This window comes from Shinella sp. 838, assembly GCF_029623935.1.
GTDB lineage: Bacteria > Pseudomonadota > Alphaproteobacteria > Rhizobiales > Rhizobiaceae > Shinella.
Genome location: NZ_JARSBQ010000001.1, coordinates 1,335,404 through 1,360,613 on the forward strand (window position 1 = coordinate 1,335,404; position 25,210 = coordinate 1,360,613).

Genomic DNA, 25,210 nt, shown 5'->3' on the forward strand with positions numbered 1-25,210 from the left:
CGGTTTTCTCTGCGAGCGCCTGCAACGGGCGGGCGCGCTGCCTCAATCCTTCAGCCGCAATTCGTCGCGCGTGATCTCGATCGAGCCGAGCGTTTCGAGGAAGCTCATGCCGAGCAGGCTCTGTTCCAGTCGGCCCTGTTCGGTGACCATGCCGCGGATGGTGCCGCGCAGGATGGGGCCGATGGCGACCTGGCGCAGCGTGACGGGAGCGGCGAGCGCCCGGCCGTTGGCGGTGGACACGTCGATGGAGAAGACGAGGTCGTCCGGGTTGATGCCGAGGCGCATGGCGTCCTCGTAGGACAGCACGACGGAGCTGGCGCCGGTATCGACCAGCATGCGCAGCGGTGTGCCGTCGATCGTTACCTCGGCCTCGTAGTGGCCGGACACGCCCTTGTGGATGACGAGGATCTGTTCGCCGCTGGCGCTGGTCGTCACCACGGCGCGGCCGGGAATGAGGCCGGCGGTCAGGCGGTTGCCGACCTCCTGCAGGTCGAAGCGATAGAGATAGCCGGTGGCGAGAACGAGGATGATCACCAGCCAGATTCCGGCCTGGCGTATGCTTTCGCCCCATTGCCGTCGCCCGGCGAGTACGCCGGCCGCCATCATGGTGGCGATCGCCGACAGCGTGACGAGACGGCCGAAATCGTTGTTGTCCATGCCCATGGTGCGGCCGCTGTCATGGTTGAGGATCAGGGCGCCGAGGCCGATGGCGAGGATGCCGAGAAGGATGTACAGCCTCATGCTTCGCCGCGCTCCCGGGCCATGCGGGTGCGGCGGGTCTCGCGTCGCGGTTTGCGTTCGACGGTGGCAAGACGAGCGGGAAGCTCGGCCATGATGGCGCGGCGCTGGTCTGACGAATAGAGCGTCCAGGCGCCGATTTCATCGCGCGTGCGACCGCAACCGAAGCAGTAGCCGGTCACCATGTCGATCGAACAGACGAGGATACAGGGCGATTCCATCGCGGCTCCCGAAAATTGTTTTTCCTATATCGGCAGCTCAGAGCGCCAAGGCAAGGGCGAAGAGCACTGACATTTCCGCGAGCTGCTGCGTGGCGCCGATCGTATCGCCCGTATGGCCGCCGATTTTGCCGAGCGCGGTACGGTTGAAGGCGAGGACGGCGACCACGGCGAGGAGGAGTGCGAGCACGAAGGACAGCACGCTGCCATGCGGCAGCAGGAGCGCGGCGGCAAGGAGGATGCCGCTTGCGAGTGCGATGATCGTCGCGCCGCTGTCCGGCTCGCCGACCGAGGCTGCGACACCGTCGCGCCGGGCGGGCGGCAGCAGCGACCAGTGCCAGACCATCGCGGTGCGGCTGGCGGCGGCGGCGGCGAGCAGCACCATGCCGAGCCCGGACGGTGTGAGGACGGCGGCAAGGGCCGCGATGGCTGCGGCCCGCAGCCCGAAGGAGAGGATGAGCGCGACCGCGCCGTAGGAGCCGATGCGGCTGTCCTTCATAATGGCGAGCGCGCTCTCCCGGTCCCGCCCGCCGCCGATGCCGTCTGCGCTGTCGGAAAGCCCGTCCTCGTGCAGGGCGCCGGTGAGGAGGGCCTGTACGGCGAGTGTGGCGAAGGCGATGAGCAGCGGCGGTGCGGAGAGCGCAGACAGCAGAGCGGCGAGGGCGGCAGCGGGCAGCACGATCAGCACGCCGGCCAGCGGGAAGGCGCGTACGGCGCGCGACAACCGTCCGTCATGGCCGATGAAATGACGCTGCGGCACCGGCACGCGCGAGAGGAAGGCGACCGAGCGGGCGGTGTCGTCGATATAGTCCTGAATGGCCAAGTCTGGTCCTTTCCGAAGGCGGTTCGGCTTGTGACGCGCCCCTCATCCCCCTGCCGGACCTTCTTCCCGCAAACGGGGAGGTTTTCCTTCCTCGCCCCGCTTGCGGGGAGAGGATACCGGCAGGCAGGTGAGGGGCTTTTTGCAAACCGCGCCATCCTACCCGATTGCCCTGTGACGAAAGGGCGACGAAGGCCGCCGCAAATGCGGTTGTCGGATTCGCGCCCTGCCTCTATTAGGAGACACCAAACACACGCCTTTGAAAGCCGAAACTTAAGGAATTCCCCAAGATGAGTGCCAGCGGCCTGCCGTTCGATGATTTTCGTGAATTGCTGCGCAACCTGCCCGGCCCCGATTCGGCTGCGCTGGTGGCGGCGCGCGAACGCGACAAGCAGCTCACCAAGCCGCCGGGCGCGCTTGGCCGGCTGGAGGAGATCGCCTTCTGGCTCGCCGCCTGGACCGGCCGGCCGCCGGCCGTGACGCGGCCGCTGGTCGCCATCTTCGCCGGCAACCACGGCGTCACCCAGCAGGGCATCACGCCCTATCCGTCCTCCGTCACCGCGCAGATGGTGGAGAACTTTGCGGCCGGCGGCGCGGCGATCAACCAGATCTGCGTGACGCACGATCTCGGCCTGAAGGTCTTCGACCTGGCGCTCGACTATCCGACCGCCGATATCACGCAGGAGGCGGCACTGTCCGAGCGCGATTGCGCGGCCACCATGGCCTTCGGCATGGAGGCGGTTGCCGGCGGCACGGATCTCCTGTGCATCGGCGAGATGGGCATCGGCAACACGACGATCGCCGCGGCGATCAACCTGGCGCTCTATGGCGGCACGGCGGAGGAATGGGTCGGGCCCGGCACCGGCTCGGAAGGCGAGGTCCTTCAGCGCAAGGTGGCGGCGGTGAAGAGGGCCGTCGAGCTGCACCGGGCGCATCTTTCCGATCCGCTGGAGGTGCTGCGCCGCCTCGGCGGCCGCGAGATCGCCGCCATGGCCGGCGCGATCCTCGCTGCCCGCATGCAGAAGATTCCCGTCATCCTCGACGGCTATGTGGCGACGGCGGCGGGCGCTATCCTGCGCGCGGCCAATCCGGCCGCACTCGACCACTGCCTGATCGGCCATGTCTCGGCCGAACCGGGGCACCTCAAATCGATCGAGAAGCTCGGCAAGACGCCACTGCTCGCGCTCGGCATGCGGCTCGGCGAGGGCACGGGGGCGGCGCTTGCCGCCGGCATCGTCAAGGCGGCGGCGGCCTGCCATTCCGGCATGGCGACCTTCGTTCAGGCGGGCGTCAGCAACCGCACCTAACGAGCGGCCGGCAAAAAGCCTCAATGGCATGGATTGAGAGCGCGAAACACGCCCGTCATGCGGGCGTGTTTCATGAGAGCGGCGAAAACGGGATTGCGGGAATGGGTCAGGGACCAATCGAGAAGAAGACGGGCATCAGCCACCTGTTTGCGGCAGCGACCTATTCAGCCGCCGGCGCGCGCCGCCTGCTCGGCGAATCCGCCTTCCGCCACGAGCTGATCGCCTTCGGCGTCGCCATGGTGCTCTTCACCCTCGTCGGCGCATCCTTCTTCCAGTATGTCGCCATGGCGATCCTCTTCCTCCTGATGATCGCCTTCGAGGCGCTCAACACGGCGATCGAGGAGATCGTCGACCGTGTCTCGCCGGAGATTTCCGAGATGGGCAAGCACTCGAAGGACCTCGGTTCCTTCGCCGTCTTCTGCCTGATCATCGCCAACGCCGTCTATGCCGGCTATGTGGTGGCGTCGAAGTTCATCTGAACGGTTTCGGGCCCGACCCGAGGACCCGGACGGCAAACGTTTCAGGCAAAACTTTTCCTGCGCGGCGCGACGGCCTGGGTCTCGGTGACGGCGGGCAGGCTTTGCAGCACACGCTTGGCCGGCAGGATGGCGATGGCCTCGGTGCCTTCGCGCAGCTTGGATTTCAGGATGAACTCGCCATTGTGCTTGGCGAGGATCGCCTGGACGATCGGCAGGCCGAGGCCGGTGCCTTGCTCGGCGCTCTTGATGGCGATGGAGCCCTGGCCGAAGGCGGAGAGCACGACGGGGATTTCCTCCTCCGGGATGCCGGGGCCGTTGTCGCGGATCGAGATGTACTGTCCGCCGCCGGCGGTCCAGCCGGCCTTGACGAAGATCTCGCCGCCCTGGGGCGTGAATTTCACGGCATTCGACAGGAGGTTCAGGACGACCTGGCGCAGTGCCTTCTCGTCTGCCCAGACGGCCGGCATGTCGCCTTCGACCTGCTCGGAAATGGTGATGTTCTTCGCCCGCGCCCGCAGCTGCACCATGCCGATGCAATCTTCGGCGATATCGACGAGATGCACGCTGTCCTCCGACAGGTCGTACTTGCCCGCCTCGATGCGCGAAAGATCGAGAATCTCGTTGATGAGGTTGAGCAGGTGCTGGCCGGAGCGGTGAATATCGGAGGTGTATTCCTTGTAGACGGGGTTGTTGAGCGGCCCGAGCACCTCCGTCGACATCACCTCGGAAAAGCCGAGGATGGCGTTGAGCGGCGTGCGCAGCTCGTGGGACATGGAGGCGAGGAAGCGGGATTTGGCGAGATTTGCCTCTTCGGCGCGCCGGCGGGCCTCGTCCGACATGGACTTGGCCACTTCCAGTTCGGCGATCAGGTCGTCCTTTTCCGATTGGGAGGAGAGCAGCTGCGCGCTGGTGTGGCGCAGGCGGTTCGTCATGAAGATGAGGAAGATCAGCGCGGCGGAGATGATCGTCACCATGCCGAACGTCGCCGGATTGGGGCGCAGCAGGGCGGAGATGGAGAGCGCGACGACCGTGGGCAGGAAGGCATAGAGCACGGCATGGCGCAGCATCAGCGTGCTGATGGCCGTGACGGCGAGCGCGACGAGCAGGGCGGAGCCCTTGTAGAAATCGAAGGTGGCGTTGCCGCAGGGGCCGCAGGTCTGCAGGGAGAAGGCAGCCCAGGCGAGGCCCATCGCGACCTGCGCGGCGAGGAAGATGCGCTGCCAGCGGCGGGTGTTGTCGGCGGTGATTTCCTGCTTGTGCGCCCGGCGGGCGACGATCATGCCGAGTGCATGCACGCTGAGCGCAAGGATCGCCCAGGCGAGAAGGCCGATCTCCTGCGTGAGATAGACGCCGACGGCGGCAATCAGCACGACCACGACGGGTACGGCGAGCGCATTCTGGGCGGCCGAGGCGATATGCAGCTGCAGCATCTCGCGCTCGAAGCCCGGCGCGATGCCGGTGGCGGTCTGCAGGCGTTCCCGGGTCGCGCGAACGGTCCGCGAGACAGCCTTGTTTCGATGGCTGCGCGACTTGTCGACGATGATCTTGTCGGTCGAGGTACTGACGCCGGTACTCATCACGATTGCAACTGTTGCGGACAGGATTGAAGTCTAGGGGGGAATCCTTAAGAAGATGCTGCCGCGCATAAACCATTTGCGAACCATTCCGGCATTTTCCGGAACAACCTGCCGGCAGCGCGCCACCATCGTGACGTAGCGGCATGACGCTGGGGTATTTCCGCCTTTCTCCGAATCGCGAAAACACCCTATCTCTTTCATTTTACGCAGTTCCGCCTGCAGGCGCCCGCGCGGCTCTGCTGGAACTGCCGGGGCAAGGACGGGACTCCATGGGGCTTTCCAGGCGGGCGCGCGATGTCGGTGTGGCGATGGCGATCCTCGCGCTGACGGCGTTGATCGTGGCGCGCGTCGGCGGCGGGGGCGGCGAGACCTTCACCGGTGCGGCGCGGGCGGCGGACGGTGATACGCTGACGCTCGACGGCCACCGCATCCGGCTCGTCGGCATGGACACGCCGGAGCTGACGCAGATCTGCCGGCGCGACGGCGCGGACTGGCGCTGCGGCGTCGCCGCGCGCTCGCGGCTTGCGGAGTTCCTGCGGGCTGGGCCCATCACCTGCCGCACGCAGGGCACGGACAAGTACGATCGCTGGCTGGCGCGCTGCGAGAACCCGGCGGGCGATCTCGGAGCGCGCATGGTGCGCGAGGGGCTGGCGGTCGCCTATGGCGGCTATGAGGACGAGGAGCAGTTCGCGCGAGCCGAGCGCAAGGGCCTGTGGGGTGCCGATTTCGACATGCCGCAGCTATGGCGCAAGACGAACGGCCGGCCGCAGGAGGATGCGCATGATGCGGAGCCGGGTATGCTCGGCGGCATTCTGGGGGCGTTCGGGCTTTAGGTCGCGCACTCATTGACTGCTGGCGGTCGCTGTTCTGGTCAGGCTTCCTGAAGGGAGCTGCGGATCGACGGATTTCGAGTGGCAGGTGATCGAAGCGCCGCTACCGAGCAAGCCGCGCCGTGTGCCTCGGGTTGATGGCCGGCCCGTATGCGACCTGCTGCAACCGCTTCAAAACGCACGGCGAAAACTGCTTTGCTCCCGTCAAACCGCTCCAGCCAAAATCTGGATGCGCTTTGCGAGGCGGTGCGCTAGAAAGGCCCCTCCGACGCTCGGAAAGGCGTTCAGGCAGGAGCCCACCATGATCAAGATGAGTGTCTACTATCCCGCCGATGGCGGTTCGAAGTTCGATCACGACTACTACCGCACCCGCCATATGCCGCTGCTCCGGGAACGGCTCGGCGATGCCTGCCTGCGCTACGAGATCGACAGGGGCCTTGCGGGTCGCGAACCTGGAAGCGCGCCGGGGTTCGTCGCGGCGTGCCATGTCTACTCTCCGGATCTGGCGACATTCCAGGAGGCATTGGGTCCCCACCGTACGGAGATCGCCGCGGACGTCGCCAACTATACGGACATCGCCCCCGTCGTGCAGATCAGCGAAGTCGTTGAAGGGTAGGGTTTCAGCGTAGGCGTCGCGTTGAATTTTCCGGGACCGGCGTCGTGCTGGTCGATCTGATCCATTGCGGGAAGGCTCAAGGAGGGGCGGTCGATGGACGAGACAGGGACCGAAGAGATCGCCGCCCTTCGCGCGGCGATCGCGGCCTGTCGGGTCTGTCGCGACACGCCAGCAAAGGGACCGGCAGACCGGCTGCCGCACGAGCCGCGGCCCGTCGCCGTCCTCTCCGACAGCGCGCGCATCCTGATCGCCGGCCAGGCACCGGGGCTTCGGGTGCATGAGAGCGGCCTGCCGTTCAACGACGCTTCCGGCGACCGGCTGCGCGACTGGCTCGGCGTCACGCGCGACGGGTTCTACGATCCGCGGAACTTCGCCATCGTGCCGATGGGCTTCTGTTTTCCCGGCTATGACGCCCATGGCAGCGATCTGCCGCCGCGCCGCGAATGCGCGCCGCTGTGGCGCGCCCGGGTGATTGCCGCCATGCCGCAGATCGAGCTGGTGCTGGGGATCGGGCAATATGCGCAAGCCTGGCATCTGGGTGCGGCGAAGGCCGCCAGCATGACCGAGACGGTGCGCGACTGGCGCCGGCACCTTCACCGCAACGAGGGGCCTTCCGTGCTGCCGTTGCCGCATCCGAGCTGGCGCAACACCGGCTGGCTGAAGCGCAACCCATGGTTTGAGGCGGAAATTCTACCCGAGTTGCGAAAGCGGGTGAAAACCCTTACGGAGTGAAATGCAATTCTTTCAATTTGTCGCCATCGCGGTATATGAGGGAATTAAATTTCGTAGGGGAAATCAATGGACCGTCTGGACCGCAAAATCCTGCGCCTCTTGCAGGAAGATTCCACGCTCGCCGTGGCTGATCTCGCCAAGAAGGTGGGGCTCTCGACCACGCCCTGCTGGCGGCGCATCCAGAAGATGGAAGAGGATGGCGTGATCCGCAAGCGCGTCGCGCTGCTCGATCCGGTCAAGATCAACACCAAGGTCACGGTCTTCGTGTCGATCCGCACCAACGCCCATTCGACGGAATGGCTGAAGCGCTTTTCCGAGGTGATCGTCGAATTCCCCGAAGTGGTGGAATTCTACCGCATGAGCGGCGAGGTCGACTACCTGCTGCGCGTCGTCGTGCCCGACATTGCCGCCTACGACGCCTTCTACAAGCGCATGATCGCGCGCATCGAGATCCGCGACGTCTCCTCGGCCTTCGCGATGGAGCAGATCAAGTACACGACCGAGCTGCCGCTCGACTACATGATGGTGGACAACCAGAAGAGCGGCGAGGAATAGGCGGCCTTGCGCTGCTGCGGCCGGGTTTTCACAGATCCGGCCGCCTGAAGGTCACGACGACCGTTTTCCAGGCATCGTAGGGCGCAAGCTCCGCCAGCCTCGCAAAGGGTGCGCAGCGCACGACCGCCCGCACCGCGCTGGCGGCAAAACCCTTTGTCGCCGCATCGCCGCCGACCGGGCCGTCGATTGCCGGCGAGCCGATGAGTTCGCCTGCCTCCGTCAACGAGAATGTCACGCGGACCGTCTGCACATGGTCCGGCAGGTCCGCCGGCACCGACCAGCATCGGGCGATCTTGCCGTTGAGGGCGGTGGCGAGCGCCAGCCGGCCGGCATCGTCCGCCTGTGCCGGAGCGGCAAGCACGGCTCCGGCGGTCAGGGCGAAGAGGGCGTGGCGGAGCGCCACCTTACTTCCTCTCAAGGCGCGCGAGCAGCGAGGACGTGTCCCAGCGGTTGCCACCCATATCCTGCACGTCGCCGTAGAACTGGTCGATCAGCGCGGTGACGGGCAGTTTCGCGCCGTTGAGGCGGGCTTCCGACAACACGATGCCGAGGTCCTTGCGCATCCAGTCGATGGCGAAGCCGAGGTCGTATTTACCGGCGATCATCGTCTTGTGGCGGTTGTCCATCTGCCAGGAGCCGGCCGCGCCCTTGGATATCACGTCGATGACCGCCTCCATGTCGAGTCCGGCCTTCTTGCCGAAATGGATGCCCTCGGCGAGCCCCTGCACGACGCCGGCAACGCAGATCTGGTTGACCATCTTGGCAAGCTGGCCGGCGCCGGCCGGGCCCATCAGGCCGACCATGCGCGCATAGGCGTCGATGATCGGTCGTGCCTTGTCGAAGATATCCTTCTCGCCGCCGCACATGACGGTCAGGACGCCGTTTTCCGCGCCGGCCTGGCCGCCGGAGACTGGGGCGTCGACGAAGGCAAAACCCTTTTGGCGCGCGGCGGCGTCGAGTTCGCGCGCGACTTCCGCGGAGGCGGTGGTGTTGTCGATGAGGATGGCGCCGGGCTTCATGCCGTCGAAAACCCCGTCTTCGGCGATGGTGACGGAACGCAGGTCGTCGTCATTGCCGACGCAGGTGAAGACGAAGTCGGCATCGGCAGCCGCTTCCGCCGGCGTGCGAAACGCCTTGCCGCCGAATTCGGCCGCCCATTTTTCCGCCTTGGCGAAGGTGCGGTTGTAGACCGCGACCTCATGGCCGCCCTTGACCTTGAGGTGCCCAGCCATGGGATAGCCCATGACGCCGAGACCGATGAATGCAACCTTTGCCATGCTGTAACCTCCTGCAATCGTTGGCAGGAGGTGTAGCGGATCATCGGTTTTTGCGAAAGTGTTTCTCGTCAGCCGCGGTATTTCGCCAGCACGAGATGGCCGAGGATCGGCTCGCCTTCTTCAAGGCGTACCGTGATGTCGGTGATCTCGACGATGTCGAAGCCCGTCTCTTCGAGGCGCTGGCGCACATAGGCGGCGGCGTGGGCGAAACGCTGGTGCGGACCGACCATGAAGGGGCGGCCGGCAAAGGTCTCCTCGGACAGCGTTTCGGAGGAGAAGATGAAATGGCCGCCGGGCACGAGGTTTTCGGCCACACCGAAGAACAGCGGTTCGAGCGCGCCGAGATAGGGCAGCACGTCCGTCGCGGTGATGAGGTCGAAAGGCTCGTCGTCATTGTCGTCGAGGAAGTCGACGGCCTCGGCGACATAGAGCGTCTCGTAGAGATCCTTGTCGTGGGCGATCTCGACCATGTTTTCCGACAGGTCGATGCCGGTGATGTCTTCCGCCATGTCGCGCAGCGCGCCGCCGGTCAGACCCGTGCCGCAGCCGAGGTCGAGCACGCGCTTGAACGGGCCCATGCCAAGGGCCTGGAAACGCTGGCGCACGGTGAGCGGCACGCAATAGCCGAGCTGGTCGACGAGCACGTTGTCGAAGACCTCGGCATGCTGGTCGAAGAGCGTGGTGACATAGGCGTCGGGCGCCTTTTCCGGCGTGTCGCCGCGGCCCATCGAGGCAAGGCGCACCGCGGCGCCGCCGTGATCTTCCGGGTCGAGCGCCAGCACTTCGGCATAGGCCTTGGCGGCAGCATCGAAATCGCCGGATTTTTCCAGCGAAAGGGCGCGGTTGTAGGCTTCCGCGAGCGCATCTTCGTCGATCTTGGTCATGGAGGCGTCTCTTACGGCCCGGGCCAGGCTTTGGCAATGGCGCCATTCACCTGCAAATAGGCATTTATCAATCGCCGAAAGAGGCGCATGATCCTTCTCCCAAAACCAAAAAGACCATTGGGAGGAATGACATGCCCGCCGATACGCCCCCCTTTTCGCCCGCTGCCGAGACCAGGCGGACCGGCAGCCCGGCGCTGCCGGCAACGCCGATGGAGACGATCAACACGATGGTGCACTACTATCGTGGCGAACTCGGGCGCATGGCCGGCTGGCGCGACCGCATCGACCGCACCTCGAACTGGGCGATCACGGTGGTGGCGGCACTGTTGTCCGTTTCGCTGTCGACGCCCACCTCGCATCACGGCGTTCTGCTCTTTGCGATGCTGCTCGTCTCGCTGCTGTTGATGATCGAGGCGCGGCGTTACCGGTTCTTCGACGTCTACCGCGCACGGGTGCGCCAGCTCGAGCGGTTCTACTTTGCCGAAATCCTCAATCCGCGCGCCACGCTCGATCTCGACTGGGCGGCGCCCATCGCCAAGAGCCTGCGCAAGCCGGAGTTCCTGATCAGCTACCGCGATGCGGCCTGCCGGCGGCTGCGGCGCAACTATTGCTGGCTCTACCTGATCCTCCTGCTCGCCTGGGCGCTCAAGATCTCGTCATCGATGATGCAGCGGCCGGCGACGGCGGGCAAGGACATGACGCTTGCCTTCGAGCATGTGGTCGCCAATGCGGCGCTCGGGCCGGTACCCGGCAGCGTGGTGATCGCCTCCGTGCTGCTGCTCTATGCCGTGATCCTGTATTTCTCGCTCAAGGTGGACATGTCCGACACCGAGCTGGCACATGGATCCGTGCACGTCTGATCACGGCCGGGCCTCAGTTGATGACGAATTCGCCCTTCAGCGCCCGCCATTCCGTTGCCGAGATCAGCCGGCGATGAACGTAGCGGACGGAATGGAGGGGGCCGTCCAGCTTTTCCTGCCAGAATTTCAGGAAGCCCTTCATCTCCGGGAAGTCCGGGGCGAGATCGTAGTGCTGCCAGATATAGGTCTGCAGAAGCTGGGGGTGATCCGGCATGCGGTAGAGGATCTGGGCCGTGGTCATGCCGTAGCCCTTGAGCTGCATTGCCATGTCGTTCGTCATAGGGACCTCATTGCGTGTGAATGATGGTCCTTATGATTGAGCGCCCGCGAGGTTAATGAACTCTTTAAGTTTGGCCCGTATCGGGATTTTTTCTTTGCAATCAGGTATTTGGCAGCACTCATCCGTGAGTGCTGCCAAAAGGCGTCATCGCTTCAGGTGGCGCGTCAGACGCGTTTCCAGCCAGGCCCAGAGGTTGCGCAGCAGCTCCACCATCAGGAGATAGAGCAGCGCCGCCCAGAGATAGGCCTGGTAATCGAAGGTGCGCGAGAAGGTACGGCGGGTCTCGCCCATCAGGTCGAAGACCGTGACGATGGCGACGATGGCAGACCCCTTGATCATCAGGATGATCTCGTTGCCATAAGGGCGCAGCGCGACGATGAGCGCTTGCGGCAGGATGACCTTGAAGAAGGCGACCTGCTTCGGCAGGCCGAGCGCGGAGGCGCCTTCATGCTGGCCGCGCGGCACGCTTTCGATGGCGCCGCGCAGGATTTCGGCCTGGTAGGCGGCGGTGTTGAGTGTGAAGGTCAGGAGCGCGCAGTTCCAGGCGTCGCGGAAGAACCACCAGAGGCCCCAGGCCTTCAATTCGGCGGAGAAGCTGCCGAGGCCGTAATAGACGAGGAAGAGCTGCGTCAGCAGCGGCGTGCCACGGAAGAAATAGACGTAGCCGTAGGCGATCCACGAGAGGACCGGGTTCTTCGACATGCGCGCGAAGGCGAGCGGCAGAGAAATGAGGCCGCCAAGCACGACGGAGAGGATGACGAGCAGCAGCGTGACGCCAAGGCCCGAAAGGTAGCTCGGTCCGTATTTCGTGAACTTGTCGGGATCCCAGCCGTTGACGATCATCAGGAAGACGCCGACGGTGAGCGCCAGCCAGACGCCCATGAAGATGTTGCCGAAGAAACGGCCCGCGGTGAATGGCTTCGGCGGGGCTTCCGGCGGGGCCTGCGGCGGGATGAGGGTGGTGACGACGCTCATCGGGCGACCTCCGAACGTTTTGCCCAGCCTTCGATCGCCGAAAAGACCAGCGAGGAGAGGAAGGCGAGGACGAGGAAGAGCAGGCAGGCGATGGAGTAGAACTGGAAGGCTTCCTTCGTCACGCGGGCAGCGACGCCCGTCTGACGCAGGATATCCGGCAGGCCGATGACCGAGACGAGTGCGGTATCCTTCAGGAGCGCCATCCAGAGATTGCCGAGGCCGGGCAGGGCGACGCGGATGAGCTGCGGCAGCACGATGAGGCGCATGGTGCGGCCATGGTGCAAGCCGAGGGCGTAGCCCGCCTCGTACTGGCCGCGCGGAATGGCCTTGAAGGCCGACAGCAGCACTTCCGAGCAATAGGCCGAGAACACGACGCCGAGTGCGATCATGCCGGCGAAGAAGGCGTTGATCTCGACCGCGCCTTCATAGCCGACGGCGGTCATCAGATTCTGCACGAGGATCTGCAGGCCGTAATAGACGATGAAGAGCGTCAGGAGCTCCGGCAGGCCGCGGAAGAGCGTCGTGTAGATGTTGGCAGACATCCGCAGAGACTTTTCTTCCGACTGCTTTGCCAGCGCGATGAAGAAGCCCATGACGAGGCCGACGGGCAGGGTGGCGACAGCAAGGCTTGCCGTCACCAGGAAGCCGAAGGCGATCTCGTCGCCCCATCCGGCATTGCCGCAGGCAAGCAGCGTGTCGCCGGCAAAAAGAGTGAAGATGCCGATCGGCCCGCAGAGGGGATCGATGATCCCGAGAAATGCGGATACCGCCTCGACGATGGCGGTGAAGAACCCGCTCATGCCAGAAGAACCCCCGATGCGCCTTGCGCTTGTTGTCCGGGCGCGTGATGCACCCGTCTTTTCTTATGTGCAAGTTCTCAAACAAAAGGAGCGGGAGAGCAAGCCCTCCCGCCCGTGCATTCTGGTGATGGGGTCAGAAAAAACCCGCATGACACAGAGGTGTTGCGGATCAATCGCCGTAGACGTCGAACGGGAAGTACTTGGCGTTGATTTCCTGGTACTTGCCGTTGGCGCGGATCGCCGCGACCGCTGCCGTGAACTTGTCGGCGAGCGCGGTATCGCCCTTGCGCACGGCAACGCCGGCGCCTTCGCCGTTGATGACCGGGTCGACCGGCAGCGTGCCGAGCAGCTTGCAGCAGGCGCCGTCGTCGGTCTTCAGCCATTCGGAGAGTACCACCACGTCGTCGATGACGGCGTCGATGCGGCCATTGGCGATGTCGAGCTTGTACTCGTCGGCCGTCGGGTACATCTTGACCTCGGCATCCTTCATATGCGCTTCGGCATAGTTGGAATGCGTTGTCGAGCCCTGGGCGCCGAGCGACTTGCCGGCCAGCGCTTCCGGGGTGGCTTCCTTGATCTCGCTATCCTTCGGGACGACGATCGCCGGCGGCGTGTTGTAGTACTTCTTGGAGAAGTCGACCTGCTCCTTGCGCTCGGCGGTGATCGACATGGAGGCGATGATCGCGTCGAACTTCTTCGCGATGAGCGCCGGAATGATGCCGTCCCAGTCCTGCGTGACGAAGGTGCACTCGGCCTTCATTTCCTCACACATTGCCTTGGCGATATCGACATCGAAGCCGGTCAGCGTGCCGTCGGATTCGAGATTGTTGAAGGGCGGGTAGGCGCCTTCCGTGCCGATCACGATCTTCTCGCCTTCTGCCATCGCGGAGGTCGCGAAGAGGGCGATGACTGCAGCGGACGCTGCGAGCGTGAAACGTTTGGAAATACGCATATTGATCCTCTCTGTTGAAGGCTCTCGGGTTTTTCTTGTTGTCCGGGCCTCGAATTGAAGCGGGCAGGGCTGCCCGCTTGGCGCCGATAATCGACCGGTTTTCGCCAAAAAATCAACTGGATTCGCGCCGTCTTTCCGCCCGGTTTCCCCGACAATTTCATGGCGCCCCCCTGGCAGGGCTGCGCACGCGGCCTATCTCGCGTCGCAACGGACGCCGTTCAGGCGGGGTTAAGGCGGCGAATGCCAGACCTTTGAAGGATTGTGACGGGGACGTAAACGGCCGGAAGGGCCGGGCGTCCCTCTCTTGAGAATAAGACGGGACACCGTGAGGACAAAACGATGACTTTCCGCTCCAGACTTTTTGCAACCGTGGCGCTGCCGGTCCTGTCGACCGCGCTGATTGCGACGCCGACGCTGGCCGATGCCCTGATGAAGCCGTTCGAGGTTGCCCAGGAAAGCACCGGCGAAAGCCAGCCGAGCGAAGAAGAACTGCTGCTCCAGCAACAGCAACAGCAGCAGGACGACGAGGCACAGCGCGCTGCCGAGGACGAGCAGCAGCGCCAGGCCGAGGAACAGAAGGCCGCTGAAGAGGCCGAGAGGGCCGCGGCCGAGCAGCAGGCGGCCGAGGAAGAAGCCCAGCGTGCCGCCGCGGAAGCCGAGCAGCGCCAGGCCGAGGAACAGAAGGCCGCCGAAGAGGCCGAGAGGGCCGCGGCGGAGCAGAAGGCGGCTGAAGACGAAGCGCAGCGCGCTGCTGTGGAAGAGGAGCAGCGCCAGGCCGAAGAGCAGAAGGCCGCGGAAGAGGCCGAGAGGGCCGCGGCGGAGCAGAAGGCGGCTGAAGACGAAGCGCAGCGCGCTGCTGCGGAAGAAGAGCAGCGCCAGGCCGAGGAACAGAAGGCCGCCGAAGACGCGGAGAAGGCCGCAGCCGATCAGAAGGCGGCTGAAGACGAAGCGCAACGGGCGGCCGCCGAGGCGGAGGCGCAGCGGCAGGCGGACGAACAGAAGGCCGCCGAAGAGCAGAAGGCTTTGGATGAACAGAAGCCGGCCACTGAGGAGCAGGCTGAACAGCCCGTGCAGCAGCAGGATGGCGGTACGTCGGAGACGACGGCCGGCGAAAGCGAGCAGCCGGCAGTGGGCGAGGGTGAGCAGCCGGCGGTTGCCGGAGAGGAAAGCCCGGCGGATACCGGCACGGATCAGCCCGCCACGGCCGAGACCGGCGAGACGCCGGTAACCGAGCCGGTGCCCGAGGTTGTCGACACGATGACCGAGGCGGAAAAACAGGAAATCGCCGAGGATCCGGCCAAGACCGACGAGACCGTCGTTCTGCCCGTCGAAAACGGGGCTGCTGTGCTCGACAGCGACAAGGACGCCGACAATGCCGGTGGCCAGGAGAGCCGCGAGCAGCGTCGCAAGAAGCGCGAGGAACTGCGCGCGCAGGAAGAGGACGTGCCGGTTCCCGAAACCGACGACGCTGCCCAGGCGACGATCTCCGAAGAGGTGCGCGAGGCCGTGCCCGGCAGGATCGAGGCGGCGATCAAGGAAGAAGGCAAGCGCGTGAAGGAGGCGCCCGACTTCGCCGTGCCGGAGACGACCAACATCATCAACAACACCGTGATCAACAACACGATCATCAACAACAACACCGTCAACAACACGACGATCGACAACAGCGTCACCGAGGTGAACATCGTCGAGCGCGTCGAGAATCGCACGGTGCTGGAGGTCGGTGACCAGCTGATCGTGCGCGGTGACGATCGCCCGCGCCTGCGGCGTGATTCGGAGGAGGTCTATTACGACAACCTCGCCCGGGGCCGCGTGCGTGAGACGATCGTGCGTCCGGGCGGCGTCGAGATCGTGACGATCTACAACCGCTACGGCGATATCATCCAGCGGTCGCGCGTCGGCCGGGACGGGCGGGAATACATTCTCGTCTATGCGCCGGAGCTTGAGGACGATTCGCCGCGGCCGGGCCTCGTCGACGTCGGTTACGAGCTGCCGCCGATGCGCCTGCGCATTCCCGTCAGCGACTACATCATCGACACGTCGAGCAATCCGGACCGGGATTATTACGACTTCCTCGCCGAGCCGCCGGTCGAACGCGTCGAGCGGGTCTACACGATCGACGAGGTGAAACATTCCGCCCGCCTGCGCGACAAGGTACGCCGTATCGACCTCGACACGATCACCTTCGCCACCGGCAGCGCCGATGTGCCGATGTCACAGGCCCGCACATTGCGGTCCGTCGCCGAGGCCATGCAGAAGGTTCTGGACAAGGATCCGGGCGAGACCTTCCTGATCGAGGGCCATACGGATGCCGTGGGGTCCGACAAGTCCAACCTCGTCCTTTCGGACGAACGGGCCGAATCGGTCGCCAGCCTCCTGACGGATGTCTATGGCATTCCGCCGGAAAACCTGCAGACGCAGGGCTATGGCGAGCGCTTCCTGAAGGTGAAGACGCAGGTCGCCGAACAGCAGAACCGCCGCGTCACCATCCGCCGCGTCACCACGCTGGTGCGCCCCATGGCGCGGGCGAACTGATCGTATCTTCATGCGTTTAGGCAAGGACCGCCGGTAGCCGCCGGCGGTCCTTGTGCATTCAGCGCGAATTCATCTGCCATGAATTAGCGTCTGATATCGACGGCGGGCGGCTTGCGCGGAAACACAAATTCGCCCCAAACCCTGATGCAATAGCGTCCGAACGCTGGCAAACGAGGAAACGCCAATGCTTAAGAGAACAAGACTTCTGGCAACGGTGGCCCTGCCCATCGCTTCGCTGTCGTTTATCTGGCAGCCGGTCGAGGCCGCCATGATGCGGCCGGTGCTGCCGCTCGTCGAAAAATCCGATGTGACGGTGGTGCAGTCCGAGGAAGAGGAACTCATCCGCAAGAAGCGCAACCGCGAGGAGCAGGGAGGCGGTGAAGAGCGCCCGCGCAACCGCGAGCGGAACAACCGCGATGCCGACGGTCAGGGTGAGGAACGCCGCGAGCGCCGCAAAGAGGAGCGCCGCCAGGAAGAGGGCGGGCAGAATTCCCGCGAGGAGCGCCGCCAGCGCCAGCGCGACGCGGAACGCCAGCAGGAAGAACAGCAGCCGAACCGCGAGGAACGCCGCAAGAAGCAGCGTGAGACCGAGGGCGAAGGTCAGCAGCAGCAGGACCGTCAGAAGGCGCGCGAAGAGCGCCGCCAGCGCCAGCGCGATGCCGAACGCCAGCAGGAAGAGCAGCAGCAGAACCGCGAGGAGCGCCGCAAGAAGCAGCGTGAAGCCGAGGGCGAAGGCGAGCAGCAGCAGGATCGCCAGAAGGCGCGCGAAGAGCGCCGTCAGCGTCAGCGCGATGCCGAACGCCAGCAGGAAGAACAGCAGCAGAACCGCGAGGAGCGCCGCAAGAAGCAGCGCGAGGCCGAGGGCGAGGACCAGCAACAGCAGGACCGCCAGAAGGCGCGCGAGGAACGCCGCCAGCGTCAGCGCGATGCCGAACGCCAGCAGGAAGAGCAGCAGCAGAACCGCGAGGAGCGCCGCAAGAAGCAGCGTGAAGCCGAGAGCGAGGACCAGCAGCAGCAGGATCGCCAGAAGGCGCGCGAAGAGCGCCGCCGGCGCGAGGCGGATACGGACCAGCAGCAGGAAGGGCGCGAAAAGACCCGCGAGGAACGTCGTGAGGAGCGCAAGCGCGAGGCCGAGCGGGAGCGCAAGCGTCCGGACGAGACCGCGGGGCGTCCGCGCCGCGAGCGCGACAAGGACCGTGAGCGCATCGCCCGCGACCCGTCGCGCACCACCGAGACGATCGAGCTGCCGTTCATCGACGGCGCTGCCGTTCTCGACAGCGACAAGGACTGGGACAACCGCCGTGACCGCTCGCGCGAGGAATTGCGCCGCGAACGCGAGGAGAAGCGTCGCGACGTGCGCGTGCGCGTTCCCGAATCCGACCGCGATGCGCAGGTCGGATGGGAAGGCCGCGATCGTATCCGCTACGAATCGGGCGACCGTGAACGCGGCGAGCGCCGTGACCGCCGGCCGCGCTACGAGGATCGCGACGGCTGGCGCGTCGAGCGCGAGGTCGACGACCGCTTCGTGATCAATTTCGGTGACAGGATCATCGTTCGGTCCGACGATGGCCGCCGCCTGTCGCGCCGCGCCACGGAAACCTATTACGAGGACCTGCCGAACGGCCGCGTGCGCGAGGTCATCGAGCGGCCGAACGGCGACCGCGTCGTCACCATCCGCAACCGCTACGGCGAAATCATCCAGCGTTCGCGTATCGACGGCGACGGCCGGGAATATGTGATGTTCTATGCGCCGGAAATCGACCGCGACAGCCGGCCGACCTTCGTCGATCCCGGCGAGCGGCTGCCGCCGATGCGCCTGACGATCCCGGTCGATGAATACATCATCGACACGTCCGCCGAAGACCGCGCCGACTATCGCGACTTCCTGGAGCGGCCGCCGGTCGAGCCGGTCGAGCGTGTCTACACGCTGGACGAGGTGAAGTACTCGGCTCGTATCCGTGACAAGGTGCGCCGCATCGACCTCGATACGATCACCTTCGCGACGGGGTCAGCGGACATCTCGATGAACCAGGCGTCCACGCTGCGCAAGGTGGCCGAGGCGATGAACGAGATCCTCGACAAGGATCCCGGCGAGACCTTCCTGATCGAGGGCCATACGGATGCCGTCGGTTCGGACGAATCGAACCTGGTGCTCTCGGACGAGCGCGCCGAGGCCGTCGCCAACATCCTGACCGACGTCTACGACATCCCGCCGGAGAACCTTGCCACGCAGGGCTATGGCGAGCGCTTCCTGAAGATCGACACGGACGCCGCCGAACAGCTCAACCGCCGGGTCACCATCCGCCGCGTCACACCGCTGGTGAAGCCGGTGGCGATGGCCGAGTGATCGACCACGCCTCGAACAGAGAAAGGCCGCGGATCCCTCCGCGGCCTTTTTCATTTCACACACGTTCGGCGGCGAGCGACCAGTTGTAGACGCAGCGGTCGAGGCCGATGGCGATTTCCAGCACGCGGACCTCGTGTTCGTGTACTTCACCCTTCCTCGTCTGGGTGCGATAACGCATCGGGAAATCGGTGCGCCGCGAGATCGAGCAGACCTCCATCCACTTGTCGCCGTTGTCGACCTCGACATCCATGGTGGTCTCGGAATAGGCGGGCAGCCGGTCCGAGGGCACGATCCGCGTCGGCAGATGGATGAGCGCGGCAATCATGCGGCGGACCGGCTCTAGCGCTGCGGCATGATAGTCGTTGCCGGTATCGGCCGAGTAGGCACACTGGAATTCGAGCTGCCAGAACTCCTTCAGCCGCATGTGCTTCGTCGCCTGGTCCTGCTCGCGCCGGTACGACCGGCCGGCCTGCCAGACGCAGAGCGGCAGGCGCGTGCCGGTATGGGTCGCCAGGAGGTGCTGCATGTAAGCGTAGGTCGACGGCGTGGTCTCCGGCCGCAGAACCAGCTCGGTCTCGCCGGATGCCAGCCGTTCCTGCACCCAGATATCGGCATTGGAATAGGCGTCGGATATCAGCGCCCGCGGCGTCAGCACGGGGGCCTCCACGCGGCGCATGTCCCAGGCGGGATTGACGGACCGCAGGAAGCTGCGCACCTCGCCGGAGAAGAAGCGGACCATCTGGTCGCGCAGCTCGATGTCGCGCTCTTCCCAATGGACGAGCGCATTCACGTTAAAAAGATTGAGCACGGTGCCTGTCTCCCTGGCATCGTTGAAGGAAGCTGTTGGGGGGCTTTACGTCCAGCCGGCCGCCGGACGCGTGCAGCGATCCGGTCGTTACGACTGGACGCGGAGACCTCGGCCGTTGGCGCGCAGAACGGCGACCTGCAGGCAGGTGCGGAGACGTTCGGCAAGGGGCGCGCGTGCGGTGCTCATGGCATCGCATCTAAGGGCAGCGGCAAAAATTGTCAAACGGCGGGCGGAACGGGCAACCCGGTCACAGTGACGACGAAATCGGCGATGGTCGCGGTGTCGTCGAGGTCGAAGACGGGCAGGGCCGTGTCTGTGACGGGATGATCGGCGGCGATGGCGGCGATGTGAGGGTCTTCGGGGGCGAGCGGCATGCGGTTGGCGGCCTCCAGCCGCCGGGCCTCGATCTTGGGGATCGGCTCGCGCTTGTACCCCTCGATCAGCACGAGGTCGCAGGGCGCAAGGCGCGCGAGGATTTCCTCGAAGCTCGGCTCAGGAGCGCCGCGCAGCTCGTGCATGATGGCATAGCGCGTGCCGGAAACGATGGTGACCTCGAGCGCGCCGGCCTGGCGGTGGCGGTAGCTGTCGGCGCCGACCTTGTCGATGTCGAAGTCGTGGTGGGCGTGCTTGATGGTGGAGACGCGGTAGCCGCGGGCGACGAGCTCGCTCACCAGGCGCACGGCAAGGCCGGTCTTGCCGGAGTTCTTCCATCCGGCAATCCCGAAGATCTTCGGTCGTGTCATCGTTCCAGCACCCAGAGCCAGTTTTCCGCCTCGTCGAGATCGTCGGGCGTATTGATGTTGAAGAAGGGATCGAACTCGCCGCGCGAGGTCTCGAGCAGCGGAAAGGTGATTTCGCGGGCCTGGTGGCGCTCGAGGTAGCTGCGCACGCGCAGCGCCCCGCCGCCGGCCAGCCATTCGCCGAGATCCTCGGCAAGCGTCACCGGCCAGAGGGCGAAGACGGGGTGGAGGCCACTGACGGAGCGGGCGACCGCCATGCGCTCCGGCGTGTCGATGACGCGCGACAGGCGCGCGACGAGATCGGTCGGGAAGAAGGGGCTGTCCGTCGGTACGGTGGCGACGTGGCTCGCCTCGGGATGATGACGCCGCGCATAGTCGAGCGCGGCAAGCACGCCGCCGAGCGGTCCGGCGCGGGCGGCATCGAGGTCGGCGAAGACCGGCAGCTCCTCGCCGCGTTCGAAGAGCACCGGGCCATTGGCATTGACGGCGATGGCCGAGACCTGCGGCCGGAGGCGCCGCGCCGCACGGTCGATGAGAGCCGTGCCGCCGAGGCGGATGCGCGCCTTGTCCTGGCCCATGCGGGAGGAAAGGCCGCCGGCAAGGATCACTCCCACTATCGCATGCGTTGCTGTCATCTCGCTTCCATCGGAAGGTCTTTCCGTCTTCGTCTAGAGCATTTTGCCGCCGGGCGTAATCACCTTACCGTGCGCACCCGCGGCACAAACGACCAGATGGAGTGACGGCGCGCAAGCCTGTCAGGGGGATTCCGGCTTCGATTCCTGCGCCACGGCCTCCGCGTCCCGTCGGCGGTTCTCCCGATAGAAGGTGTAGAGGCCGGAGGCGACGATGATGAGGACGCCCACGGTCATCCAGAAATCCGGCACTTCGCCGAAGAACAGGAAGCCGATGGCGATCGCCCAGATGAGGCTCGTATAGCGGAAGGGCGCGATGAAGGAGATCTCGCCGGTGCGCATGGCGATGACGATGGTCTGGTAGCCGACGAGCAGCAGCACGCTGGCTGCGGCAAGACGGGTGAAAGCCTCGCCGGAAACCGGCTGCCAGCCGCCCAGCGGCACGATCATCACGGCGCCGGTGACGGTGATCGACGCCGCCGTGATGACGCTGATGAAGAGCGTCGGCACGGACGGGTCGATCCGCCGGGTACAGAGGTCGCGTGCCGCCGCGCCGACAACCGAGGCGATGACATAGACGGCCGCGAGCGAAAAACCCTCCGGGCCGGGGCGGATGACGATAAGCACGCCGACAAAGCCTGCGACGATGGCCAGCCACCGCCGCCAGCCGACCGTTTCGCCGAGGAACAGCGCTGCGCCGAGCGTGACGGCGAGCGGCAGGGCCTGGAGGATCGAGGCCGTATTGGCAAGCGGCATGGCGCCGAGCGCCGAGACATAGGCGAGCGAGGCGAGGATTTCGGCGGCGATGCGCAGGGCGACAGCCGGCTGCAGCACGACCCGCCAGGAACCGAGCGCGCCCATCCAGCGGGCGATGGCGACGACGAGTAGTGTCGTCATCAGGCCGCGCACGAAAAGGATCTGGCCGGTGTTCATGCCGCCGGTGACGGACTTGACGAGTGCGTCGTTGCAGGTGAAGCCGACCATGGCGATGGCCATGAACAGGGCACCCTTGGCGTTGGCGGAGGCGGTCATGCGGATGATTCCAAGCGTGTCTTTCTCCTTCTTAGGCACAATGCCCACCGCATTCCATCACCCCGGCGGTTGGAACAAACGGGGTGGTTGCCGCATCGAGCGGCAATTGCGCGAAATCCGGGCAGAAAAGTATGATGATTCTGGCGCAAAGGCTTGAATTCCTGCCGCTTTGCCGAAGGATTTCATTAAGCTTCCCCCCCTATCGTTGCGTCATCCCAATGAGCGATCGCATGATGCGACGGGTGGGGGCGCGCCGCCTGATGCAAGGCCGGCCGATGCCCCGATATCGGATACCGGCCGCGCTCCGACAACGAGCCTGAGCGGCCGTTTCGGCTTTGAGGAACACCCGACGGGATCTTGGTCGTCATAAAAAACGTCGGGGAACCCATGTCCTTCATCGACCGCCTGCTCCAGCAGCGCCGCATCGTCACCAAGGTGCTGCTGTTCGTCATTCCTCTCGTCGCGCTGATCGCGGGCATCGGCCTTGTCGGTTATTTCACCGCGAGCACGCTGAACGGTCACATGACGGTGACGCGCGAGACGATCAACAGCCTGTCGCATTTCCAGAATCTGCGCACCGGATTGCAGGACTTCGTCGACAAGCCGGGCGAGGCGACGCGCACGGCGCTCGGCGAACGCATCGACGAACAGGAGGCCGGCATCAACGATCTCGACGCCCTTCTGCCCGATGCGGCCGAGAAGACGAAGATCGCGTCCGTCGTGGCACTGGCCGGCACCATGCGCGGGCAGAGCGAAACGCTCTGGTCGATCGACCAGAAGCGCAACGCCGTGACGGCTGGTCTGGAAGAGGCGCTGGCGGCGATGGCCAAGGACGGTGCCTTCGCCGAAAAGCAGATCGGCGTCATCCGCAACGAATCGGGCGAGAAGGAAGCCTTTGCCAAGGCGCTGCTGTTCGACGCCGCGGCCTATCAGGGGCTTGCCGAGCGCATCGGCAAGTTCCGCAAGCCCGTCGCGCTGGCGATGAAGGCGGAGGACAAGGTCAAGGCGGCCGAGACCTACCTGCCGCAGCTCCTCAAGCAGCTCGCCGAATCCAAGGCGATCGCCTCGCCGAAGGCGCTGGAGCAGATCAAGCCCTTCGAGGCGGAGGTCGCCAAGGTCAAGGACATCCTTGCCGGCAGCGACGACGTGGAGGCCAAGAAGACGAAGTTCGTGCCCGTCCTGACCAAGCTTGCCAAGTTCGATGCCGACTTCCTCAAGGAGGCCGGCAAGAACTCCGACACGGCGGCGAAGCGTTTCGTCGGCATGGATGCGGAGATCGTGCTCCTGAAGACGCTGATCACGCTGATGGGCGATACGTTCAAGGGTATCGACGAGACGCGCCTGCACATCAGCGAGCTGCACCGCAAGCTCGATCAGCCGAGCCGCGATGCCGTGCTGGCGGATGTGAAGGCCGTTGCCGGCAGCGCCGCCGAACTTGCCAAGCTCGGCACGAAGAACGCCGCCCTGCGCGATCTCGCGCAGAAGCTCGCCCCGTCGCTTGCAAGGATCGAGCAGGGCACCCAGGATCTCATCTCGGTCGGCGAGACATGGCAGGCCGCGCGCGTCGCCGCCTACGCCTCCGTCGCCGATGCCAGCCAGACACTGGAACAGTTCGTCTCCAGCGCCCAGGAGGCGGGCAAGACGGACAGCCAGCGTTCGGCCAATGTCTCGATCATCGCCATGGTCGCCGGCACGCTGCTCGCCATCATCGGCGGCCTGATGCTGGTGGAAACGCTGCGCGGGCCGCTGAAGCGGGTGACGGAAGCCATGTCGCGGCTGGCGAGCGGCGACCTCGACATCAGCATCGACGGCCGCAACCGCGGCGACGAGATCGGCGACATGGTGCGCTCGGTCGCCGTCTTCCGCGATGCGGCGCGGGAAAACGTCCGGCTGGAGCAGGAGGCCGAGGCCCAGCGCCAGACGACGGCCGAGGAGCAGGCCCGCCGGGCCAGCGAACAGGCCCGCATCGAGGCGGAGCAGACCGAAGCGCTCACCGCGCTTTCCGACGTGCTTGGTCAGCTGGCCGCCGGCAATCTCGAAGAGAGCATGACGGAAGCGCTTGCCGCCGAATATGTCGCGATGGCGCGCACCTACAACAACGCCGTCGAGGCGCTGCGCGTGACCCTGTCGGACGTGCGGGCGACGACGATGGAGATCAATGGCGGCACGGGCAACCTTGCCACCTCCGCCGACGATCTCGCCCGCCGTACCGAACAGCAGGCGGCGGCGCTGGAGGAAAGCTCGCGGGCGCTGCGCCAGCTCACCGACATCGTGCGTTCGACGGCCGAAAGCGCCCAGAAGACTGCGGTGTCCGTCGACGAGACGCACAGCTATGCCCGGCGCTCCGGTGAGGTCGTGGCCAAGGCCGTGGACGCCATGGGCGAGATCAACCGGTCGTCGGAGAAGATCAGCACGATCATCGGCGTCATCGACGAAATCGCCTTCCAGACGAACCTCCTGGCGCTCAATGCCGGCGTCGAAGCGGCGCGGGCGGGTGAGGCAGGTCGCGGCTTTGCCGTCGTCGCGCAGGAGGTTCGCGAGCTAGCCCAGCGTTGTGCCGGCGCCGCTCGCGAGATCAAGGGCCTGATCTCCGACAGTTCGGCACAGGTGCGCAACGGCGTCGCGCTCGTCACCGAGACCGGCGAGGCGCTGACGGTCATCAACGAGCATATCTCCTCGATCCACGCGCTGGTCGGCAAGATCGAGGCGGCCGCGGCCGCCCAGTACGACGGCATCAACGAGGTGAACCAGGCGGTGCACCAGGTTGAGCTCATCACGCAGCAGAACGCGGCGATGGTGGAGGAGAACACGGCCGAGATCCACGGCCTGCGCCACCGCGTCCAGGTGCTCAACCAGAAGATTGACCACTTCAAGACGCGCGACCTCGATACGCGGCAGGGCGGCTATTTCGGGCAGCACCACGCGGCTTGAAGACTGTTTGAAAAACGCGTCTCACGAGCATGGAACGGCTGGGCAGGAGCCCGGCCGTTTTGTTGTGGGAAGAGAGATCTTGCCCACCTTTAGAGGCCGTGGCTTGCTTGATGGATCCGGCGGCGCGGGCGTTGTTTTGCACCGACATCCACGCGGCGGTTTTCCGCCCGTGGTTTTTTCAAGGAGCATCGGACGGGGCGCTGGAAGGTGCCGCATCTGAAAGTAATGTATGGCGCCTTTCAGCGCCCCGTTCAGCGGTTTTTGCCCGCAACTCCGGTCTCTCTG

General features: G+C 65.3%; 25 protein-coding genes. 10 read left to right on the plus strand and 15 right to left on the minus strand.

Features of this window, described 5'->3' with window-relative positions; genetic code table 11:
• Positions 1-42 precede the first annotated feature (42 nt).
• The 3 genes from P9A16_RS06310 to P9A16_RS06320 are packed head-to-tail and all read right to left on the minus strand — an operon-like array spanning position 43 to position 1,779.
• The gene (locus P9A16_RS06310; protein ID WP_278025577.1) at positions 43-741 is read right to left on the minus strand and encodes a retropepsin-like aspartic protease family protein; all 699 of its coding nucleotides are present in this window, start codon (positions 739-741) and stop codon (positions 43-45) included.
• The gene (locus P9A16_RS06315) at positions 738-959 is read right to left on the minus strand and encodes a DUF1289 domain-containing protein (protein ID WP_023513218.1); all 222 of its coding nucleotides are present in this window, start codon (positions 957-959) and stop codon (positions 738-740) included. The genes P9A16_RS06310 and P9A16_RS06315 overlap by 4 nt, the downstream gene beginning before the upstream one ends.
• A gap of 37 nt (positions 960-996) precedes the next feature.
• Complete coding sequence (locus tag P9A16_RS06320; RefSeq protein ID WP_024270134.1) at positions 997-1,779, minus strand: adenosylcobinamide-GDP ribazoletransferase; 783 nt, start codon at positions 1,777-1,779, stop codon at positions 997-999.
• 287 nt (positions 1,780-2,066) lie between these two features.
• Here P9A16_RS06320 and cobT point away from each other — a divergent pair, with 287 nt between their 5' ends.
• Both cobT and P9A16_RS06330 read left to right on the plus strand, forming a co-directional pair.
• On the plus strand, positions 2,067-3,083 hold the full coding sequence (gene cobT, locus P9A16_RS06325) for a nicotinate-nucleotide--dimethylbenzimidazole phosphoribosyltransferase (RefSeq protein WP_023512824.1): 1,017 nt from the start codon (positions 2,067-2,069) through the stop codon (positions 3,081-3,083).
• A gap of 101 nt (positions 3,084-3,184) precedes the next feature.
• The gene (locus tag P9A16_RS06330) at positions 3,185-3,562 is read left to right on the plus strand and encodes a diacylglycerol kinase (RefSeq protein WP_023512825.1); all 378 of its coding nucleotides are present in this window, start codon (positions 3,185-3,187) and stop codon (positions 3,560-3,562) included.
• Positions 3,563-3,603: 41 nt separating this feature from the next.
• On the opposite strand, the gene P9A16_RS06335 is transcribed toward P9A16_RS06330, so the two are convergent.
• Positions 3,604-5,139: a sensor histidine kinase gene (locus tag P9A16_RS06335; RefSeq protein ID WP_023512826.1), complete on the minus strand. Its 1,536-nt coding sequence runs from the start codon at positions 5,137-5,139 to the stop codon at positions 3,604-3,606.
• Between the two features lie 269 nt (positions 5,140-5,408).
• On the opposite strand from P9A16_RS06335, the gene P9A16_RS06340 reads away from it, so the two are divergent.
• The 4 genes from P9A16_RS06340 (at position 5,409) to P9A16_RS06355 (ending at position 7,872) form a co-directional block, all read left to right on the plus strand.
• Positions 5,409-5,972, plus strand: coding sequence for a thermonuclease family protein (locus P9A16_RS06340; protein WP_023512827.1), 564 nt, complete (start codon positions 5,409-5,411; stop codon positions 5,970-5,972).
• Positions 5,973-6,270: 298 nt separating this feature from the next.
• Positions 6,271-6,585 (plus strand): EthD family reductase, encoded by a 315-nt coding sequence (locus P9A16_RS06345; protein WP_023512828.1) that lies wholly within the window; start codon positions 6,271-6,273, stop codon positions 6,583-6,585.
• 93 nt (positions 6,586-6,678) lie between these two features.
• Positions 6,679-7,317 (plus strand): uracil-DNA glycosylase family protein, encoded by a 639-nt coding sequence (locus P9A16_RS06350; RefSeq protein ID WP_023512829.1) that lies wholly within the window; start codon positions 6,679-6,681, stop codon positions 7,315-7,317.
• Between the two features lie 66 nt (positions 7,318-7,383).
• Positions 7,384-7,872: an Lrp/AsnC family transcriptional regulator gene (locus P9A16_RS06355; RefSeq protein ID WP_024270142.1), complete on the plus strand. Its 489-nt coding sequence runs from the start codon at positions 7,384-7,386 to the stop codon at positions 7,870-7,872.
• A 28-nt stretch (positions 7,873-7,900) separates the two neighbouring features.
• On the opposite strand, the gene P9A16_RS06360 is transcribed toward P9A16_RS06355, so the two are convergent.
• Genes P9A16_RS06360 through P9A16_RS06370 form a run of 3 tightly spaced genes read right to left on the minus strand, consistent with a single transcriptional unit; the run spans position 7,901 to position 10,033 of the window.
• The gene (locus P9A16_RS06360) at positions 7,901-8,275 is read right to left on the minus strand and encodes a hypothetical protein (protein WP_023516747.1); all 375 of its coding nucleotides are present in this window, start codon (positions 8,273-8,275) and stop codon (positions 7,901-7,903) included.
• Position 8,276: 1 nt separating this feature from the next.
• Positions 8,277-9,167, minus strand: a complete 891-nt coding sequence (locus P9A16_RS06365) for an NAD(P)-dependent oxidoreductase (RefSeq protein WP_256363699.1) — start codon at positions 9,165-9,167, stop codon at positions 8,277-8,279.
• Between the two features lie 50 nt (positions 9,168-9,217).
• Positions 9,218-10,033: a methyltransferase gene (locus tag P9A16_RS06370; RefSeq protein WP_023516749.1), complete on the minus strand. Its 816-nt coding sequence runs from the start codon at positions 10,031-10,033 to the stop codon at positions 9,218-9,220.
• Between the two features lie 131 nt (positions 10,034-10,164).
• Between P9A16_RS06370 and P9A16_RS06375 the strand changes: the two genes are divergently transcribed.
• A complete protein-coding gene (locus P9A16_RS06375) occupies positions 10,165-10,893 on the plus strand; it encodes a DUF2270 domain-containing protein (protein ID WP_443021626.1) in 729 nt (242 codons plus the stop codon).
• A 13-nt stretch (positions 10,894-10,906) separates the two neighbouring features.
• Here P9A16_RS06375 and P9A16_RS06380 read toward each other — a convergent pair whose 3' ends face one another.
• The 4 genes from P9A16_RS06380 to P9A16_RS06395 form a co-directional block, all read right to left on the minus strand.
• Positions 10,907-11,173, minus strand: coding sequence for an usg protein (locus P9A16_RS06380; protein WP_024270141.1), 267 nt, complete (start codon positions 11,171-11,173; stop codon positions 10,907-10,909).
• 144 nt (positions 11,174-11,317) lie between these two features.
• Entirely contained in the window at positions 11,318-12,148 is an 831-nt protein-coding gene (locus P9A16_RS06385) for an ABC transporter permease (RefSeq protein WP_023516003.1), read from the minus strand.
• Complete coding sequence (locus tag P9A16_RS06390) at positions 12,145-12,948, minus strand: ABC transporter permease (RefSeq protein ID WP_023516004.1); 804 nt, start codon at positions 12,946-12,948, stop codon at positions 12,145-12,147. The genes P9A16_RS06385 and P9A16_RS06390 overlap by 4 nt, the downstream gene beginning before the upstream one ends.
• A gap of 169 nt (positions 12,949-13,117) precedes the next feature.
• Entirely contained in the window at positions 13,118-13,900 is a 783-nt protein-coding gene (locus tag P9A16_RS06395) for an ABC transporter substrate-binding protein (RefSeq protein WP_023516005.1), read from the minus strand.
• Between the two features lie 339 nt (positions 13,901-14,239).
• Here P9A16_RS06395 and P9A16_RS06400 point away from each other — a divergent pair, with 339 nt between their 5' ends.
• Both P9A16_RS06400 and P9A16_RS06405 read left to right on the plus strand, forming a co-directional pair.
• Positions 14,240-16,435 carry an OmpA family protein gene (locus tag P9A16_RS06400; protein ID WP_278025578.1) on the plus strand — a complete coding sequence of 732 codons (2,196 nt, stop codon included), beginning with the start codon at positions 14,240-14,242 and terminating at the stop codon, positions 16,433-16,435.
• 184 nt (positions 16,436-16,619) lie between these two features.
• A complete protein-coding gene (locus P9A16_RS06405) occupies positions 16,620-18,782 on the plus strand; it encodes an OmpA family protein (protein ID WP_024270139.1) in 2,163 nt (720 codons plus the stop codon).
• Positions 18,783-18,837: 55 nt separating this feature from the next.
• On the opposite strand, the gene P9A16_RS06410 is transcribed toward P9A16_RS06405, so the two are convergent.
• From P9A16_RS06410 to P9A16_RS06425, 4 genes are all read right to left on the minus strand, one after another.
• Positions 18,838-19,590 (minus strand): aminoacyl--tRNA ligase-related protein, encoded by a 753-nt coding sequence (locus tag P9A16_RS06410; protein WP_023516029.1) that lies wholly within the window; start codon positions 19,588-19,590, stop codon positions 18,838-18,840.
• A 218-nt stretch (positions 19,591-19,808) separates the two neighbouring features.
• Positions 19,809-20,333 carry a molybdopterin-guanine dinucleotide biosynthesis protein B gene (mobB, locus tag P9A16_RS06415; RefSeq protein ID WP_023516028.1) on the minus strand — a complete coding sequence of 175 codons (525 nt, stop codon included), beginning with the start codon at positions 20,331-20,333 and terminating at the stop codon, positions 19,809-19,811.
• Positions 20,330-20,965 carry a molybdenum cofactor guanylyltransferase MobA gene (gene mobA, locus P9A16_RS06420; protein ID WP_023516027.1) on the minus strand — a complete coding sequence of 212 codons (636 nt, stop codon included), beginning with the start codon at positions 20,963-20,965 and terminating at the stop codon, positions 20,330-20,332. Before mobA ends, mobB begins: the two co-directional genes overlap by 4 nt.
• 120 nt (positions 20,966-21,085) lie before the next feature.
• The gene (locus P9A16_RS06425; RefSeq protein WP_037405572.1) at positions 21,086-21,994 is read right to left on the minus strand and encodes a DMT family transporter; all 909 of its coding nucleotides are present in this window, start codon (positions 21,992-21,994) and stop codon (positions 21,086-21,088) included.
• 387 nt (positions 21,995-22,381) lie between these two features.
• Here P9A16_RS06425 and P9A16_RS06430 point away from each other — a divergent pair, with 387 nt between their 5' ends.
• The gene (locus P9A16_RS06430) at positions 22,382-24,925 is read left to right on the plus strand and encodes a methyl-accepting chemotaxis protein (RefSeq protein WP_023516025.1); all 2,544 of its coding nucleotides are present in this window, start codon (positions 22,382-22,384) and stop codon (positions 24,923-24,925) included.
• Positions 24,926-25,210: the final 285 nt, after the last annotated feature.